The 13,855-nt window shown below is 68.0% G+C and carries 11 protein-coding genes; 3 read left to right on the forward strand and 8 right to left on the reverse strand.

The window, feature by feature from the left end; genetic code table 11:
- Window positions 1-17 precede the first annotated feature (17 nt).
- Window positions 18-1,283, reverse strand: a complete 1,266-nt coding sequence (locus ASR47_RS24160; RefSeq protein ID WP_065310354.1) for a putative Na+/H+ antiporter — start codon at window positions 1,281-1,283, stop codon at window positions 18-20.
- 204 nt (window positions 1,284-1,487) lie between these two features.
- Here ASR47_RS24160 and imuA point away from each other — a divergent pair, with 204 nt between their 5' ends.
- From imuA to ASR47_RS24175, 3 genes are all read left to right on the forward strand, one after another.
- Window positions 1,488-2,198: a translesion DNA synthesis-associated protein ImuA gene (gene imuA / locus ASR47_RS24165; protein ID WP_065310710.1), complete on the forward strand. Its 711-nt coding sequence runs from the start codon at window positions 1,488-1,490 to the stop codon at window positions 2,196-2,198.
- Window positions 2,128-3,624 carry a Y-family DNA polymerase gene (locus ASR47_RS24170; protein ID WP_065310355.1) on the forward strand — a complete coding sequence of 499 codons (1,497 nt, stop codon included), beginning with the start codon at window positions 2,128-2,130 and terminating at the stop codon, window positions 3,622-3,624. The genes imuA and ASR47_RS24170 overlap by 71 nt, the downstream gene beginning before the upstream one ends.
- Before the next feature lie 196 nt (window positions 3,625-3,820).
- Window positions 3,821-4,594, forward strand: coding sequence for an alpha/beta hydrolase family protein (locus tag ASR47_RS24175; protein ID WP_065310356.1), 774 nt, complete (start codon window positions 3,821-3,823; stop codon window positions 4,592-4,594).
- Between the two features lie 174 nt (window positions 4,595-4,768).
- Here ASR47_RS24175 and ASR47_RS24180 read toward each other — a convergent pair whose 3' ends face one another.
- The 7 genes from ASR47_RS24180 to ASR47_RS24210 form a co-directional block, all read right to left on the reverse strand.
- Complete coding sequence (locus ASR47_RS24180) at window positions 4,769-5,119, reverse strand: hypothetical protein (RefSeq protein ID WP_065310711.1); 351 nt, start codon at window positions 5,117-5,119, stop codon at window positions 4,769-4,771.
- Between the two features lie 22 nt (window positions 5,120-5,141).
- The gene (locus tag ASR47_RS24185; RefSeq protein WP_065310357.1) at window positions 5,142-5,774 is read right to left on the reverse strand and encodes a glutathione S-transferase family protein; all 633 of its coding nucleotides are present in this window, start codon (window positions 5,772-5,774) and stop codon (window positions 5,142-5,144) included.
- A 120-nt stretch (window positions 5,775-5,894) separates the two neighbouring features.
- Entirely contained in the window at window positions 5,895-7,766 is a 1,872-nt protein-coding gene (locus ASR47_RS24190; RefSeq protein ID WP_065310358.1) for a M61 family metallopeptidase, read from the reverse strand.
- Window positions 7,767-7,784: 18 nt separating this feature from the next.
- A complete protein-coding gene (locus ASR47_RS24195; protein WP_065310359.1) occupies window positions 7,785-11,000 on the reverse strand; it encodes a CHAT domain-containing tetratricopeptide repeat protein in 3,216 nt (1,071 codons plus the stop codon).
- On the reverse strand, window positions 10,997-12,634 hold the full coding sequence (locus tag ASR47_RS24200; protein WP_065310360.1) for a caspase family protein: 1,638 nt from the start codon (window positions 12,632-12,634) through the stop codon (window positions 10,997-10,999). Before ASR47_RS24200 ends, ASR47_RS24195 begins: the two co-directional genes overlap by 4 nt.
- Window positions 12,631-13,149 (reverse strand): hypothetical protein, encoded by a 519-nt coding sequence (locus ASR47_RS27235; protein WP_065310361.1) that lies wholly within the window; start codon window positions 13,147-13,149, stop codon window positions 12,631-12,633. The genes ASR47_RS24200 and ASR47_RS27235 overlap by 4 nt, the downstream gene beginning before the upstream one ends.
- A complete protein-coding gene (locus ASR47_RS24210) occupies window positions 13,146-13,757 on the reverse strand; it encodes an RNA polymerase sigma factor (RefSeq protein ID WP_082989152.1) in 612 nt (203 codons plus the stop codon). The genes ASR47_RS27235 and ASR47_RS24210 overlap by 4 nt, the downstream gene beginning before the upstream one ends.
- Window positions 13,758-13,855: the final 98 nt, after the last annotated feature.

The following is a 13,855-nucleotide window of genomic DNA, read 5'->3' on the forward strand; positions in this document are numbered from 1 at the left end:
CCCGGCGGGCTTGAACCTTACAGCAGCAGGAAGGCCAGCGCCGCCACCATGGTCGGTGGCAGGGCGCCGGCCAGCAGGCCCAGCGCACCGATCGACTCACTGTCGAAGCCGCGCCGCAGCAGGGCCACGCCGGCAGGGTTCGGCGCATTGGCGATCACGGTCAGGCCGCCGCCGGCCACCGCACCGGCCATCAGCATGTATTTGGCTTCCGCGCTGATGCCGACGATCAGCGAGCCGAGGTAAGTCAGGGCGGCATTGTCGGTAATCGCCGTCAGGCCCAGTGCGCCGAAGAACAGCGCCAGCGGTTCCAGGCTGGAAACAATCGGCTGCAACCACCATTGCTGCATGCCGCCCAGCACCACCAGCCCCGCCAGGAAGAAGCCGACCAGCAAGCCTTCCTTCAGGATCAAAGGGTTCTGGTAACGCTCATACGCCTGCACGAAGCCGAGGAAGAATAAAAACAGTCCCAGGAACAATACCGGATGATGGGCCAGCGCCACCACGCCGGCCAGCACGGCCAGGTGGACCAGGCTGATGGCCAGCGGCACCTTGGGCAGTTCCACGTCGCCCGGTTTCGGCTTGATGTCGGAAGTATTGCTGTGCAAATACTTGCGCAACAGCAGGCAGGCGCCGGTCGAGTTGATCAGTACCGCAATCGCCGCCTTCCAGCCGAAATGGCTGGCCATGAAGGCGCTGTCCCAGTTCCAGGTGGTGGCCACCATCAGCACCGGCGGCGCCGCATACGAGGTCAGCGTGCCGCCGATGGAGACATTGACGAACAGCACGCCCAGGGCGCCATATTTCAGCCATTCGGGTATGCCTTGGAGAAAGATTTGCGGCGCCAGCATCAGCGCGGCCAGGGTCATGGCGGCCGGCTCGGTAATCAGCGAGCCGGTCAGCGGCACCAGCGCCAGGCCCAGCCACGCCAGCGCCAGTTCGGTGCGCAGCGGCAGGGCGCGCGCCAGGCCTTTCAACAGGCGCTGCACGGCGTCGAGCACGGGGCGCGACGCGGCCACCACCATGACGACAAAGACAAACAGCGGCTCCGTGTAATGGCGCGACTCGGCATAGCTGATCGCCGCATCGCTGCCGGAAACGAAGGCCATGGCGATAATCAAAATAAACGCCCAGAAGCCAAACACCACTTCCACCTCGCCCAGCAGGTGGAACAGTCCCGCATGGCGCGGATGGCGGTCGGCCAGCAGGTCGAACGTCTTGGCGGCAAAAGTGTGGACGAGGGCAAGGCCGAAGATGACGGCGCTGATCAGTTGTATGGTGGTCAAATGCGATTTCCTTGAGGAATGTGAAGCTGTCCGGTGCAATGCCGGACAACAAGGAGAGCGCTTATGGTACAGCAATCGTGATCTTCGGCCCTGTTTTCCGGCACTGCGGACAGGTAGGCAGGATATGGACAGACAGATAATGCTTGCCAAAATGGCCTGCCAATAGTACTGTATATGCATACAGTATTTTACGTGAGTACCTTCATGCAGCATTCCGAACTGATGGCCGCGCCGGAAACCTTGCATCCATCGCTGTGGCGCGCCTCGCAGCTGGGGCAGGGCGCGGCGCGCTGCGTCGACACGGGCTTTGCCGCCTTGTCCACCCAGCTGCCGGGCGGCGGCTGGCCCACCGGCAGCCTGGTCGACCTGCTGGTGCAGCAGGCCGGCAGCGGCGAGTTGCGGCTGCTGGCGCCGGCACTGGCGCAGCTGCAGGGCTTGCCCATCGTGCTGCTGCAGCCGCCCCATCCGCCGCAGGCGCTGGCGCTGGCCGCGCAAGGCCTGCAGCCGTCGCAGCTGCTGTGGCTGCGCAGCGCCAGCAGCAAGGACGCCTTGTGGGCGGCGGAAAACATCTTGCGCAGCGGCAGTTGCGGCGCTTTGCTGTTCTGGCAAAGCCAGGTGCGCGCCGACAGCCTGCGCCGGCTGCACCTGGCGGCGCAGGGCGGCAATACCCTGTTTTTCATGTTGCGCCCGCTGCATGGCGCGCAGGACGCCTCGCCCGCGCCGCTGCGCCTGTCCGTGCGGCCGGCCGCCGGCGGCATCGATATCGGCTTTATCAAACGCCGGGGACCGCAGCGCGATGCGCCGCTGTTCCTGCCCTTGCAACCTCCTTCTTTACTGCAGCGCCATGCGCCTCTGGATCGGCCTTTGCCTGCCCCGGCTCCCGCTCGACGTGTTCTTGCCGAACTGGTCGGCTGACACCTTGTGCGTCGTGCTCGAGCACGAACAAGTCATTGCCCTGTCGCCGCTGGCGCGCGCGGCCGGCATCAAGCCAGGCATGCGCCGCGCCAGCGCCCTGATGCTGGCGCCGCAGGCGCGCGTGCATGAGCGCTCGCCTGAACTGGAAGCGCAGGCGCTGCAGGAGGTGGCGCTGGCGCTGCTGCAATATTCGCCGCAGGTGGCCAGCGCCGAAGAAGCCACCTTGCTGGTCGACGCGGGCGCCAGCCTGCGCCTGTTCGGCGGCGTGCGCGCGCTGTGCCGGCAAATCGAAGCGAGCTTGCACGCGCTCGGCTACACGGCCGTGCTGTCGTGTGCGCCGACGGCGCGCGGCGCCTGGCTGCTGGCGCAAGGGCGGGCCAAGGCGGGCGCCGGATCGGGGCGCGCTCTGGGCATGGCCAGCCTGGTGCGCCAGCTCGACCGCTTGCCCTGCGCCTTGCTGCCGCCGGCGCGCGCGTATCTCGACTGGTTCGAGGGCATAGGCTGCATGAGCCTGGGGCAAATGCGCCGCCTGCCTCGGCCCGGCCTGCAGCGCCGCTGCGGGCGTCCTTTGCTCGACATGCTCGACGACGCGCACGGCCACAGCACGGAGCTGTTTATCTGGATCGAGGCGCCAGCGAGCTTTTGCGCCTCGCTGGAACTGTTCGACCGCGTCGAGCACGCCGACGCGCTGCTGTTTGGCGCGCGCCGCCTGCTGCAGCAAATGACGGGCTGGCTGTGCGCGCATCAACTGGCCGTCGCCCGCATTCAATTGCTGCTGCTCCATGAACGGGGCAGGGTGGCGAAACCGCCGACCGTGCTGGCGCTGGCGCTGGGCGAAGCCGTCTGGCGCGATGAGCACCTGGTGCGCTTGCTGCGCGAGCGGCTGGCGCAAGTGACGCTCGATGCGCCTGTGATCGGCTTGACCTTGTCCGCACCGCAGGTGCAGCCGATGGCGCCGCCCAGCGACAGCCTGTTTCCCGAACCGGGCGGCACGCCGCAGGAACGCCAGCGCCTGATGGAATTGCTGGTGGCGCGCCTGGGCGTGGAGAATGTATTGCAGGCCATGCCGCAAGCCGACTACCGGCCCGAAGCGGCCAATCGCTGGCTGCCGCTGCCGGCCAGAGTCCCCGCCAAAAGCGCCGTGCCCGACTTGCCGCCCGGCCTGCCCGGCATGCCCCGGCCCGGCTGGCTGCTGGCCCAGCCGATCGCCCTGTTGATGCGCGAACACCGGCCGTTCTATGGTTCGCCGTTAAGAATGGTGTCGGTGGCCGAACGCATCGAGGCCGGCTGGTGGGGCCAGTCGCAGGCGCGCGATTATTTCATAGCCGAGGGAAGCGACCATGCCCACTACTGGGTTTATCGTGAACGCATTGCCGGCAGCGCGGACGAGGCGCCGCGCTGGTATTTGCATGGGCTGTTCAGTTGAATTGCCTATCACTAAGGGCAAGGTGTAGTAAAAGCTTGAAAACGGCGCGCTTGGACCGGGAAGCCTGTGCGGACGACTGGGTTTTAATCCATTTTGCTGGCATGCATGTGGTTAAAAACATGCTTGCTCCAGTAGCGCTACAATGTTCCATCTTTTGGCATATGCGGTATATGCGGCAGCTTTTGATCAACACTTTATGAAATCCACCCGGCAAGACTTCCCCGGCGCGCATGGCCATCTCTTGGCGGCGCGGCTCGATGCGCCCGATGGCGCCATTCGCGCGTATGCGCTGTTTGCCCACTGTTTTACCTGCGGCAAGGATGTGCTGGCCGCGCGGCGCATCGCGCAAGGCCTGACCGAACACGGCATCGCCGTGCTGCGCTTTGATTTTACGGGCCTGGGCGCCAGCGAAGGCGAATTTGCCGCCACCAATTTTTCGTCGAACGTCGATGACCTGGTCGCCGCTGCGGACTTCTTGCGGGCCAACCATGCGCCGCCGCAGTTGCTGATCGGCCATAGCCTCGGTGGCGCGGCCGTGCTGGCGGCCGCAGCGCAGGTGCCGGAAGCGACTGCCGTGGTAACCCTGGCCGCGCCCAGCACGCCCGCGTATGTCACGCGCATGTTCAGCGCGCACCTGGACCGGATCGCCGCCGATGGCGAGGCGCTGGTGCAGCTGGAAGGGCGGCCGTTTCGCATCCGCCAGCAATTCGTCGACGATGCGGGCAGCCACAGCCTGAAGGAATGCATCGCCGGCCTGCGCCGCGCCTTGCTCGTCATGCATGCGCCCAACGACACCACCGTCAGCCTGTCGAACGCGATGGAGATCTTCACGGCCGCGAAACACCCGAAAAGCTTTGTCTCGCTCGACGACGCCGACCATTTGCTGACCGGGCGCGACGATGCTGCGTATGTTGCCAACGTAATCGCGGCCTGGAGCGCGCGTTACCTGGCGCAGCCTGACGCACCATGAAAAACGCCGCACCGGCAAAAGCGGGTGCGGCGCATTGGAATGTTTTATCTTAAACATCTGATAAAACCGTAGCGAGCGGCAGTGATTTGTGGTCGAGAAGCGCAACCGTGCTTGAGCACGGTGAGCATCGCAGGCCGCAAAGCGCGACGCGCAGTAGGTTTGATCAGGTGTTTATTATTCGTCGTCGAATTCGGCCGATAAATCTTTCCAGCCCTTGCTGGCGGCAAAGGCGGAAAACTCTTCCGGTGCTTCGAGCACGATCAGTTTCTTGTCTTGCAGGCCCAGGTCGCCATGGCCGAAGTCGGGGCCGACGTAGCCGAGGCTGCGCAGGCGCGCCAGGATATGGCCGACCAGGGTCTTGTCTTTATACGCGCCCGCTTCGAGCGGGGCGGAAAAATCGACATACACGTCGATGATGCCGTAGCCTTCGTCGAAGATGCGGATGGCCTTGATGTCGTGGGCACGGCCGGAGCCGTCGGTGGCCTTGAAAGGGCCGCTGAGCTGGATGTCGGTGTCATTGTTCATGGTGTCAGCATACACCAATCGATCAGACTTTGGGCAGCGCCATGCCGCGCTGTACGGCCGGGCGCTCGCCCACCAGGGTCAGCCAGCGCTGCAGCGCCGGACTCGTTTCGATTTGCGTGCCCAGCGCACCCTTGAGGCGTTCCTCGGCGGCGCGCACCCAGGGATAGGCGGCGATATCGGCAATCGTGTACTCGCCGCCGGCCAGGTAAGGTAGGGTGGACAACTGCTTTTCCATCACATTGAGCAATCTTTCAGCTTCTTCGCGGAAACGTTTAAGCGCCTGTTCCGATTTTTCCTCGGCGCGCTCGAAGTAGCCGAGCTGGCCCAGCATGGGACCGAGGCCGCCGATTTGCCAGCTCAGCCATTCCAGCGCCTTGTAGCGGGCGGGCCCTGACGGCGCCAGGAAGCGCTGGTGTTTTTCCGCCAGGTAAATCAGGATGGCGGCGCTTTCGAACAGCGGCAGCGCGCCGCCCTCGGCGTCTTCATCGACAATGGCGGGGATCTTGTTGTTGGGCGAGATGGCCAGGAACTCGGGCGTGAATTGCTGGCCTTCGCCGATATTGACCGCCTCGATGCGGTAGGGAATGCTCAGTTCCTCGAGCAGGATGGTGGGCTTGCGGCCGTTGGGCGTGGTCCAGGTGTAGAGCGTGATCATTGTGCCTCCTTGGTGACATTATTGGCTGTGCTTGTCGGCTTACGCCCTGCGGGCTAAGCCGACCTACGTTATTCTCACGCCATATTAAAACGGCAGCGCGCGCACCAGCGCGCGATAGCCTTATTTCAATGCTTGCAGGATGGTGCCCAGGCGATCCTTCGTGCCGGGGATGCGTTCGAGTTGCGGATATTTCAGGCCGCCGTGATAGTCGAGCGCCACGGTGCGGAATTGCTGGCCCTTTTTCAGCAGCAGCTTGATCGGCTCCCTGCTGCCTTTGGCGGCCGTGATGGCCGCTTTCAGCAGCTTGGGCGTATAGGCCGTGCCATTGACGGCCAGCAAGGTCGTGTTGCCCGACAGCCCGGCCCTGAAGGCGGGGCCGTCCCATAGCAGCCGGCCCAGCTTGCCGTCCTTGTCGATCACCATGCCCAGCGAATAGGTCAGGTCGGTGCTTTTGGCGCGTTCCTCGTCGGCCTTCAGAAAGGCGGTGGGCGTGTCGCGGTAGACCAGTTTCCAGCCGGCGCGCGCCAGGCCGTCGAGCGGCGCGCCGGGGCCGTGGCCGTCGACGCGGCTGCGCAAGAAGGTGGCCCAGTCGTAAGGCTGCACTTTGTTGAGTGCCGCCACCACATCGTCGAAAGTGTAGGGCAGCGGCGTGGTGCCGCCGTCGTTGACGCCAAAAAAGGCGCGTGCAAAGTCGTCGAGCGAACGGCGCTCGCGCGACAATTCGCGGATCAGGGTGTCGACGTCGAGCCAGACCAGCGCGCCCTCGATGTAGTAATCCTCGTCGCGCTGCCAGCTGCTCCAGCCCTGCGGGCGGCGGGCGTTGATGATGGGGTCATTGGTGGTGTCGCCCATGCTGCGCCAGCTGCGCCCCGGCTCCACGTCGTAGCGCGCGGCGGCGGCGGCGAACAGGTCGCGCATGTGGACCGGGTCGACCAGGCCGGAGCGCGCCGCCAGCACATTGCCCCAGTATTGCGTCTGGCCTTCGTAGACCCACAGCAGGCTGTTTTGCAGTGGCGTGTTGAAGTCCGGCGTGTCCTGGCCGGCGGGGCGGCGGAACTTGCCGTTCCACGAATGCGTCAGTTCATGCGGCAGCAGCACGCGCACCGGCGCCGTCTTGTCCCAGTCGCTGAAGTAGCCGGGCTTGACGCCGTTCTCGCTCGACTGCTGGTGCTCGCGGCCGATGCCGCCGAATTCATCGCTTTGCGCGAGCAAAAAATCGTAATGCCGGTAGTGGCGCGAAGCGAACAGTTTATAGGCCTGCTGCATCAGCGCGCGGTGTGGCGCGATCTGTTCCGGCGTCGCTTCCAGGCTGTCGGCGCTGTCGGCCACCAGGTTCAGGTGCACGGGAAAGCTGGCGCCCGGATCGAGGTCGATGCGCTTGAAATGGCGCCCGGCGAACAGGGGCGAGTCGACCAGGGTTTCCAGGTCCAGCGGCTTGAAGGCCACCTGCTGGCCGGCCGGCGTGGCCGCCTCGCTTTGCACTTCGAGGGCGCTGCCGAACTGCCAGCCGGCCGGCAAGGTCAGGTTGGGCTGCACGGCGATCTCGCGCGTGGGACGCCCGGCCGGATACAGGGTCATGGCCTGCCACTGCACGCCCAGCATCTCGCGCGTCATGGTGATGCGGCCCTGGTTCGCTTCGACCGGCGAGAGGAACTGGTAGCGCGCTTCGAGCGTCGTGGCGCCGGCCGGCACGGTGACATGGAAGGCGAACATATTGACCGGATCGCGCCGCCATTCCAGGTTCTGGCCGTTGGCGCTCAAGCGCAGGCCGGCCAATTGGTTCAGCGGGCCGCTGGGCCCGTGATTGCCCGGTATCCATTGCGGATACAGCAGGGTCATCTCGCCGGGCGTGGCGGGAATCGCGGCGTGGATCGTGAAAATCTGCTGAGCCACATTGCTGGCGTCCACGTTCAGGACGATGGGTGCGGCGGCTTGCGCATGGCAGGCAACGGCGAACAGCAGGGCAAGCAAGGGGCGCGGAAAGAGGGTCATGGATGGCGGTAAAAAGTGTCAGGAGCCGAGCAGGATAAAACCGGCCCAGTAGTAAGGGTGGTCGCGCGACTCGCCCGTGGCAGCCGGAGATGCCGCGTCGAGTGGCGTGAGACCGCGCCCGGCCCGGTTTGCGCCATCTTGCCGGCCGGCCCGCAACTGGCGCAGCTGCGCCTGGCGCAAGGCTTGCGGCTTGCTTTTGCCTTGTGCCAGGGCGGCGTAAAAATCGCGCATCAGGGTGGCGGTCGACTGGTCCGGCACGCGCCACAGGCTGGCCAGCACATTGTGCGCGCCGCGCTGGCGCGCCAGCCAGGCCAGGCCTTCCAGTTCGCGGCCCGTGTCGTCGGTGCCGGCCGGCACGGCCGTCTCGCAGGCCGACAGGGTCAGCAGGTCCAGGCCGTCGAAGCGGTAGCCGCTGCCAGCCAGTTCGGCCAGGCTCAGTTTCTGGCCATCGCCGAGCAGCAGATAGGAATCCTGGCCGGCGCCCGAGCGCAGCACGAAGTGGCTGGCGACATGCACGACGCTGTTGGCCGGCAGCGCCTGGCGCAGCGCGTCGGCGGTAAATTCGCCATCGAGATACACGCGGCTGGGGATGCGCGCCGCGCGTTCGATCGCGTCGACGGCCTGCAGTTCGCGCCGCACGAAGGGTAGCGCCGGCAGCTCGCCGCTGGCGCCGGTCTGGCCGAACAGCGCCATCGACGGCGCGCGCGCCGGCGCCGGTGCCGGTTCCACGGTGCCGGTGCCGGCCTGCAGCGACACGGCCAGCCGTTCGACCAGCCAGCGGCGACCGTCATGCAGCATGGCGAACGGCAGGTAGCGCAGCACGCCGTCGAGCGACAGCGACAGTGAGGTGGCGCCCGCCAGTTCCGCGTGCGCCGGCGCGATCAGCAGCGCATACAGCGCTTGCGCCTCCGCTTTGGCATCCACGCCCGGGTCCTGCGCGCTGCGGCGCAGGCGGGCGATCCGCTGGGCCAGCGCGCGCTCGTCGATGGCCACGTTATAGACATGGGTGGCGGCGCGGCCGGCACGCCGGGCGACGATGCGAAGTCGCTGGCCCGTTACCAGGTAGCTCAGGTGCAGGGCGCCGCGTTTTAACGGCGTTGCCTGCACGCTGGCCGAGGGCGATTCGCGCACGGTGGTGGCCGCTGGCGCGGACGGCAGCGCCAGCAGCGCCCTGGCGGCATCGTCGACCAGGCCGGCCATCGACGCTTGCGCCGCCGCCAGGCCGGCATCGGCCTGTGGCGCGTTTTGCGCCTGCTGTTCGCGCGCCGTGGCCAATGCCTGGCTGCCCGCGCGCAGGGCGGCGCCGCTGGCGGCGAACTGGCGCTGCCAGGCCGCTTCCACGCCGGTGTAAGCGAGGCGGGTGGTGCGTGGATCCGGGCCGCTCCTCACCAGGCTGTGAAACGCGTCTTCGCGCACCATGGCCAGCACGGTTTCGGCCTCGAGCAGGCGGCGCTGGTCAAGCAGGCGGTCGGCCAGCTGGCCATAGGCGGCGCGCTTTTGCCGCACAAAACCCAGGCGCAGCGCCACTGGCAGCCCGCTGGTGGCCACGCGCGCCGTCTGCAGCGCATTGACCGCCTGCTTGCCGAGGAAAATCGCGGCGCCATCCGTTTCCAGCGCCGCCAGCTGCAACGCTGCGCGCGCCTCAGACAGGGTGTTGTCATTGGCCACGGCGATGGCCAGCGCACGCGCCGCCTGCTCGCGTGCCGTGCCCAGGTCGCCCGCGCGCGCCTGCAGGCTTGCCGCGTCGAGCAGCGCCTGCGCGTAAGCGGGGTGCGACAGGCCGCGCGTGTCGGCCAGGTGCCGCGCCATCGCCGACGCATCGTGTGCCAGCGCCTGCAGGGCGGCGGCATCAAGGATTTCCGCGCGCGCCAGCAGATGCGCCTGGCGCACCGTGTCCTGCAGCTCTTTTGACGCGGGCGGCGTTTGCGCCAGGCGCGCTTCGAGCGCGTCCAGGGTTGCCACCGCTTCCGCTGGCCGGCTCAGCGCGATCTGCGCTTGCGCGCCCAGCAGCAGCGCCTCGGCTTCGTCGCCGGGCAGCGCCTGGGCACCCGACATGGCCAGGCTGGCTGCCGCCTGGGCCGCATCGAGCGCAGCTTCATACTGGCCCAGCGCCAGCAGCGCGCCGCCTTGCGTGAGCTGGTGCAAGGCGCAAGCGGGGGCCGTGTCGCCTTGCACGCTGCGGCAGTGGCGCAGCGCTTCGCCAGCGGCCACCTCGGCGCGTCCCAGCTGGTTGTCGGCCAGCGCCGCTTGCGCCACATCCTGCCAGGCGTTGACGGTATGGGCGTGGCGGTCGCCGTACAGGGCGCGGCGGATGCGCAGGGCGTCTTCGGCTTCCTGCAGCGCCTTGCCGCTTTCGCCCAGGCGCAAATGGATGGCGGCCAGGCGGCCCAGCGCCACGCTGGCCTGCATGGAATCAGAACCGGTTCTGCGCACGGCGCTGGCCAGCGCGCGCTGGGCGAACGACAGCGCCTGGCGGTCGTTGCCGGCCAGGGTGTGCCAGTTGGCCAGATCGTTGACGCTGGTTTGTATTTCGGTACTGTCTTCGCCGAACGCGCCCAGGCGGATGCGGTAGGCCTGCTCCAGGTAGCCGTACGCTTCCTGCATGCGCTCCATGCGCAGCAGCAGTACGCCGACGTCGCGCATGCCCCACGCATGGTCGGTGCTGTTCTTGCCCGAGGTGCGCTCCCAGGTGTCCATCGCCTGCCGCGCGTATGGCAGGCCGCGCGCGTATTCCCTGGTCTGCAGCGCCACGCCGGACAGGTTCGACAGGCTGGTGCCATACGATACCGTGTCCTTGCCGATCAAGCGCGCCTTGGCGGCCAGCGCGATATCGCCCCATTGCCAGGCCAGCTCGAACCGGCTCCACTGGCGATACAGGTACATCAGCTCGCTCGGGTAGTACATGTTTTCGCGGCCCGGATCAGCGTCGCCATCACCAAGCTTCTGGCGGATGGCCCAGCCTTCGAGCAGCGCCTGTTCGCTGTCGGCGTAGCGGTGCAGCATCTGCAGGCTCTGGCCCAGGCCCAGCAGGCTGCTGGCCATGCCGGCCTGGTCGCCCGCCTGCCGGCACGCCGCCAGCGCCTGCCGGAACAGCGGCAGCGCGACGGCCGGCTGCTCGGCCGCGCTGGCGTCATTGCCCTTGTCCAGCCACGGCGCGATGGTGGCCCGGCAGCTGCCTGCCGCCATGGCGGTGACGGGGCCGGCCAGCAGCAGCGCGAGCAGCAAGCGCTTCATGGCACCGACTTCCACGACACGCGCGCCAGCTGCGCCTGTTCCGGCGTATCCGGCGGCACCCCGGATGGGCCGCCGCGCGTGGCTGCCGGCAGCGCTTCCAGGATGGCGAAGCGGCGCGGCGGCGCGCCATTGGCGGCCGGGGCGGCCACCAATGCCAGCCACTCCAGGCCAAAGGCCGGACCGCTGACGACAAAGCTGCGCTCAAAAACGCTGATGCCGTTGCCGATGGCCGGCGGCATGCGGTTGCTGTCGCCCGCCAGCGCCGGGTAGATTCGGGTGGCGGCGCCGTGCTGCGGCAAATGTGCGAGACCCAGGTCGACCGAGCCGGCGCCACGGTTTTCCACGCTGATGCGGATGCGCGTGCCCGCCGGCAGGATGCCCAGGTCGCCATCGGCCAGCGGCAACTGGCGCGGCGGCTGGCCCGGCAAGGTCAGTTCGATGCGCGCGTCGAGCAGCGCTGGACCGTGCGAGGGCGGCAGCGCCAGCAGGGTGCCCATGCGTCCCTGCGGCGTTGCCGGCGCCGGCGTGCGGCGCGCCCAGTTGGTGTCGGGCAGGGTTTGCTGGCTATCCGATGTCAGTCGCGCACTGTTCCAGCTCACCTCGCCGGCGCGCCAGCGCCCGCCGCCCGCAGCGAACACATCGCCGCTGCGCACGCCGTCGAGCAGGCCATGGGGCAGCTTCCAGCCGTTGCTGTCGCGCTGCACCGGCCATAGAGTGGCGGCGTTGGCGGCATCGTCCGCCTGCCACAAGGCGGCATCGAGCTGGCCCGCATACACGGGCGAGGGCCAGGCGGAGCGCGGCAGTTGATACGATTGCAGCGCCACGCGGTACTGCGCGCTGGCGTTGCCGGCCCAGGCTGCGTAGGTGGCCGGCTGCGCCTGCAGGCCGGCGATCACCGCGCGCGTAAATAGCCCCGCCGCCTGGCCGGGCGCGGCCACGCTGCGCGCTTCGGGCGTGCGCTGCTGCGCTTCGGCGGCAAAGAAGCCGACAAAACGGGGGCGGGCACGGGCCGGCGGCGATCCCGGCTCCTGGTCGCCACCGGTCGACTGGCGCCAGCCGATCTCGCTGGCCGACAGGCCGCGCCAACTCAAACCGTCATCGCTGCGCGTGCCGGCCGCCGCATGGCAGGTGTCGAACACGGCCACCACCTGCACCTGGCGCGCCGACAGCGCATCGATGGCGCGGCCGATGTCGGCGCTGCCGAGGCCGCCGTCGAGCCGTTTGGACGGGCCGATGCGGCTGTCGCGCGTGAGCAGGCGCGTGCGCTGGCCTTGCGCGGTGGTGCCCGGGTAGCTTGGCGCCAGCACGCTGTGGCCGGACCAGTACAGCAGCAGCACGTCATCCTTGCCCAGCGTTTTTTCCAGCTGCGCCAGGCGCGCCAGGATGGCCGCGCGCGTGGGCGCGGCGTCAAAGGCGCCGCCATCGGCCAGGCTGGCGATATGGCGTTCGGCAAAGCCTTGCTGGCGCAGCGCGGCGCGCATCGCCGCCACGTCGCTGGCGGGACCGGCCAGCCAGGCGGCGCGCGGCAGGGCCGGCAGCTCGCCCACGCCGACCAGCAGCGCATGGCGCTCGCCGGCCAGCGCCGCGCCGCTGACCAGGCAAGGCCATATCAGCCAGCACAGCTTGCGCTTCATGGATGGCGCAACTCCACCGCTTCCACCGTGGCCCTGGCCGCTTGCAGGCTGCGCTGCGCCGCCGGCGGGTCGGCCGCGTCGAGCAGATAGCTGCCGTCGGCCAGCGGGCCGGCGACGATGGTGGCGCCGGCCTGCGTCAGGGCGGCGCCCGCCTGGTCGACGCTGGCGCCGGGCACGAAGCGCGCGCGCAAGGTTGCCGCGCCCTGGGTTTGCACGCCGGGCAGGCTGCGCCATTGCAGCTGGTCGGTGCTTGTATCGTGCGGCCGCCACAGCATCCAGGCCTGCGCGAGGCAGACGCTGGCCAGCGCCGTGATGGCCCATGGCGCGAGGGTGGGCAAGGTGGGCAAGGTGGGCAGGGTGGGCCAGCGCAGGCGGCGCCACCAGCTTGCCGGGCGCAGGCGCTGGTGCAATTGCGCCAGGCCAGCGTCGGGCGCCATGGCCGCCGCTTCGGCGTCGAGCGCTGCGCGCAGCATGGCGCGCAGGCGCTGGTCTTCGGGATCGATGGGATCAGTCATGCCGGGCCTTCCTGTACCAGCCAGCGCTCCAGGCACTGGCGCAAATTGAGGCGTCCATGGAACAAACGCGTCTTGATGGTGCCCGCCGGCGCCTGCTGGATGCGGGCGATATCGGCCACCGACAGGTCATCGATGGCCCACAGGGTCAGGCTTTCGCGCTGCATCGGATTGCGCAGCCGCCGCAGGCAGTCGAGAATGCCGTGGCGCCGCTGATGCTGTTCGTGCTGTGCCTGCGGACCGGGATCGTGGTTGGCTTCATCGAACTGCGCCTGGTCGTCGCCATCGCCGTCGATCGGTTCTTCGCGCGCCTGGCGCTTGCCGTGGCGGCGGATCTGGTCGATGGCCTTGTTGCGCGCCAGGGTCAGCAGCCAGGTACCGAAGGCGACCCGGCCGTCGTAGCGCATCGGCGCGCGCCACACATCGTGGAACACGTCGACCGTGACTTCGTCTGCGATCGCATGCGCGTCAAGGCCGCAGCCGGCCAGCTGCAGGCGCGCAAACACGCGCACGCGCGGCGACCAGGCGCGGAACAAAGCATCGAGCGCGCGCTGGTCGCCCGCCGCCATGGCGGCAAGCAGTTCGGCGGGGTTGACGGGCAATGCACTCATGAGGGGAGGGGTGGCGACAGGGCCGGACGATTATAGCACTGGGGCAACATTGAAATTGTTTGCAAAAAGATTGAACCGGATCGCGCCTGGCTGCGAAC

The sequence above is a fragment of the Janthinobacterium psychrotolerans genome (genome assembly GCF_001677885.1).
In the GTDB taxonomy this organism is placed as follows: domain Bacteria; phylum Pseudomonadota; class Gammaproteobacteria; order Burkholderiales; family Burkholderiaceae_D; genus Janthinobacterium; species Janthinobacterium psychrotolerans.

Excerpts from the sequence above, each read along its gene's own strand:
- imuA (WP_065310710.1), top strand. The coding sequence starts at position 1,488 with ATGCAGCATTCCGAACTGATGGCCGCGCCGGAAACCTTGCATCCATCG.
- ASR47_RS24170 (WP_065310355.1), top strand. The coding sequence starts at position 2,128 with ATGCGCCTCTGGATCGGCCTTTGCCTGCCCCGGCTCCCGCTCGACGTG.
- ASR47_RS24175 (WP_065310356.1), top strand. The coding sequence starts at position 3,821 with ATGAAATCCACCCGGCAAGACTTCCCCGGCGCGCATGGCCATCTCTTG.
- ASR47_RS24180 (WP_065310711.1), bottom strand. The coding sequence starts at position 5,119 with ATGAACAATGACACCGACATCCAGCTCAGCGGCCCTTTCAAGGCCACC.
- ASR47_RS24185 (WP_065310357.1), bottom strand. The coding sequence starts at position 5,774 with ATGATCACGCTCTACACCTGGACCACGCCCAACGGCCGCAAGCCCACC.
- ASR47_RS24190 (WP_065310358.1), bottom strand. The coding sequence starts at position 7,766 with ATGACCCTCTTTCCGCGCCCCTTGCTTGCCCTGCTGTTCGCCGTTGCC.
- ASR47_RS24195 (WP_065310359.1), bottom strand. The coding sequence starts at position 11,000 with ATGAAGCGCTTGCTGCTCGCGCTGCTGCTGGCCGGCCCCGTCACCGCC.
- ASR47_RS24200 (WP_065310360.1), bottom strand. The coding sequence starts at position 12,634 with ATGAAGCGCAAGCTGTGCTGGCTGATATGGCCTTGCCTGGTCAGCGGC.
- ASR47_RS27235 (WP_065310361.1), bottom strand. The coding sequence starts at position 13,149 with ATGACTGATCCCATCGATCCCGAAGACCAGCGCCTGCGCGCCATGCTG.
- ASR47_RS24210 (WP_082989152.1), bottom strand. The coding sequence starts at position 13,757 with ATGAGTGCATTGCCCGTCAACCCCGCCGAACTGCTTGCCGCCATGGCG.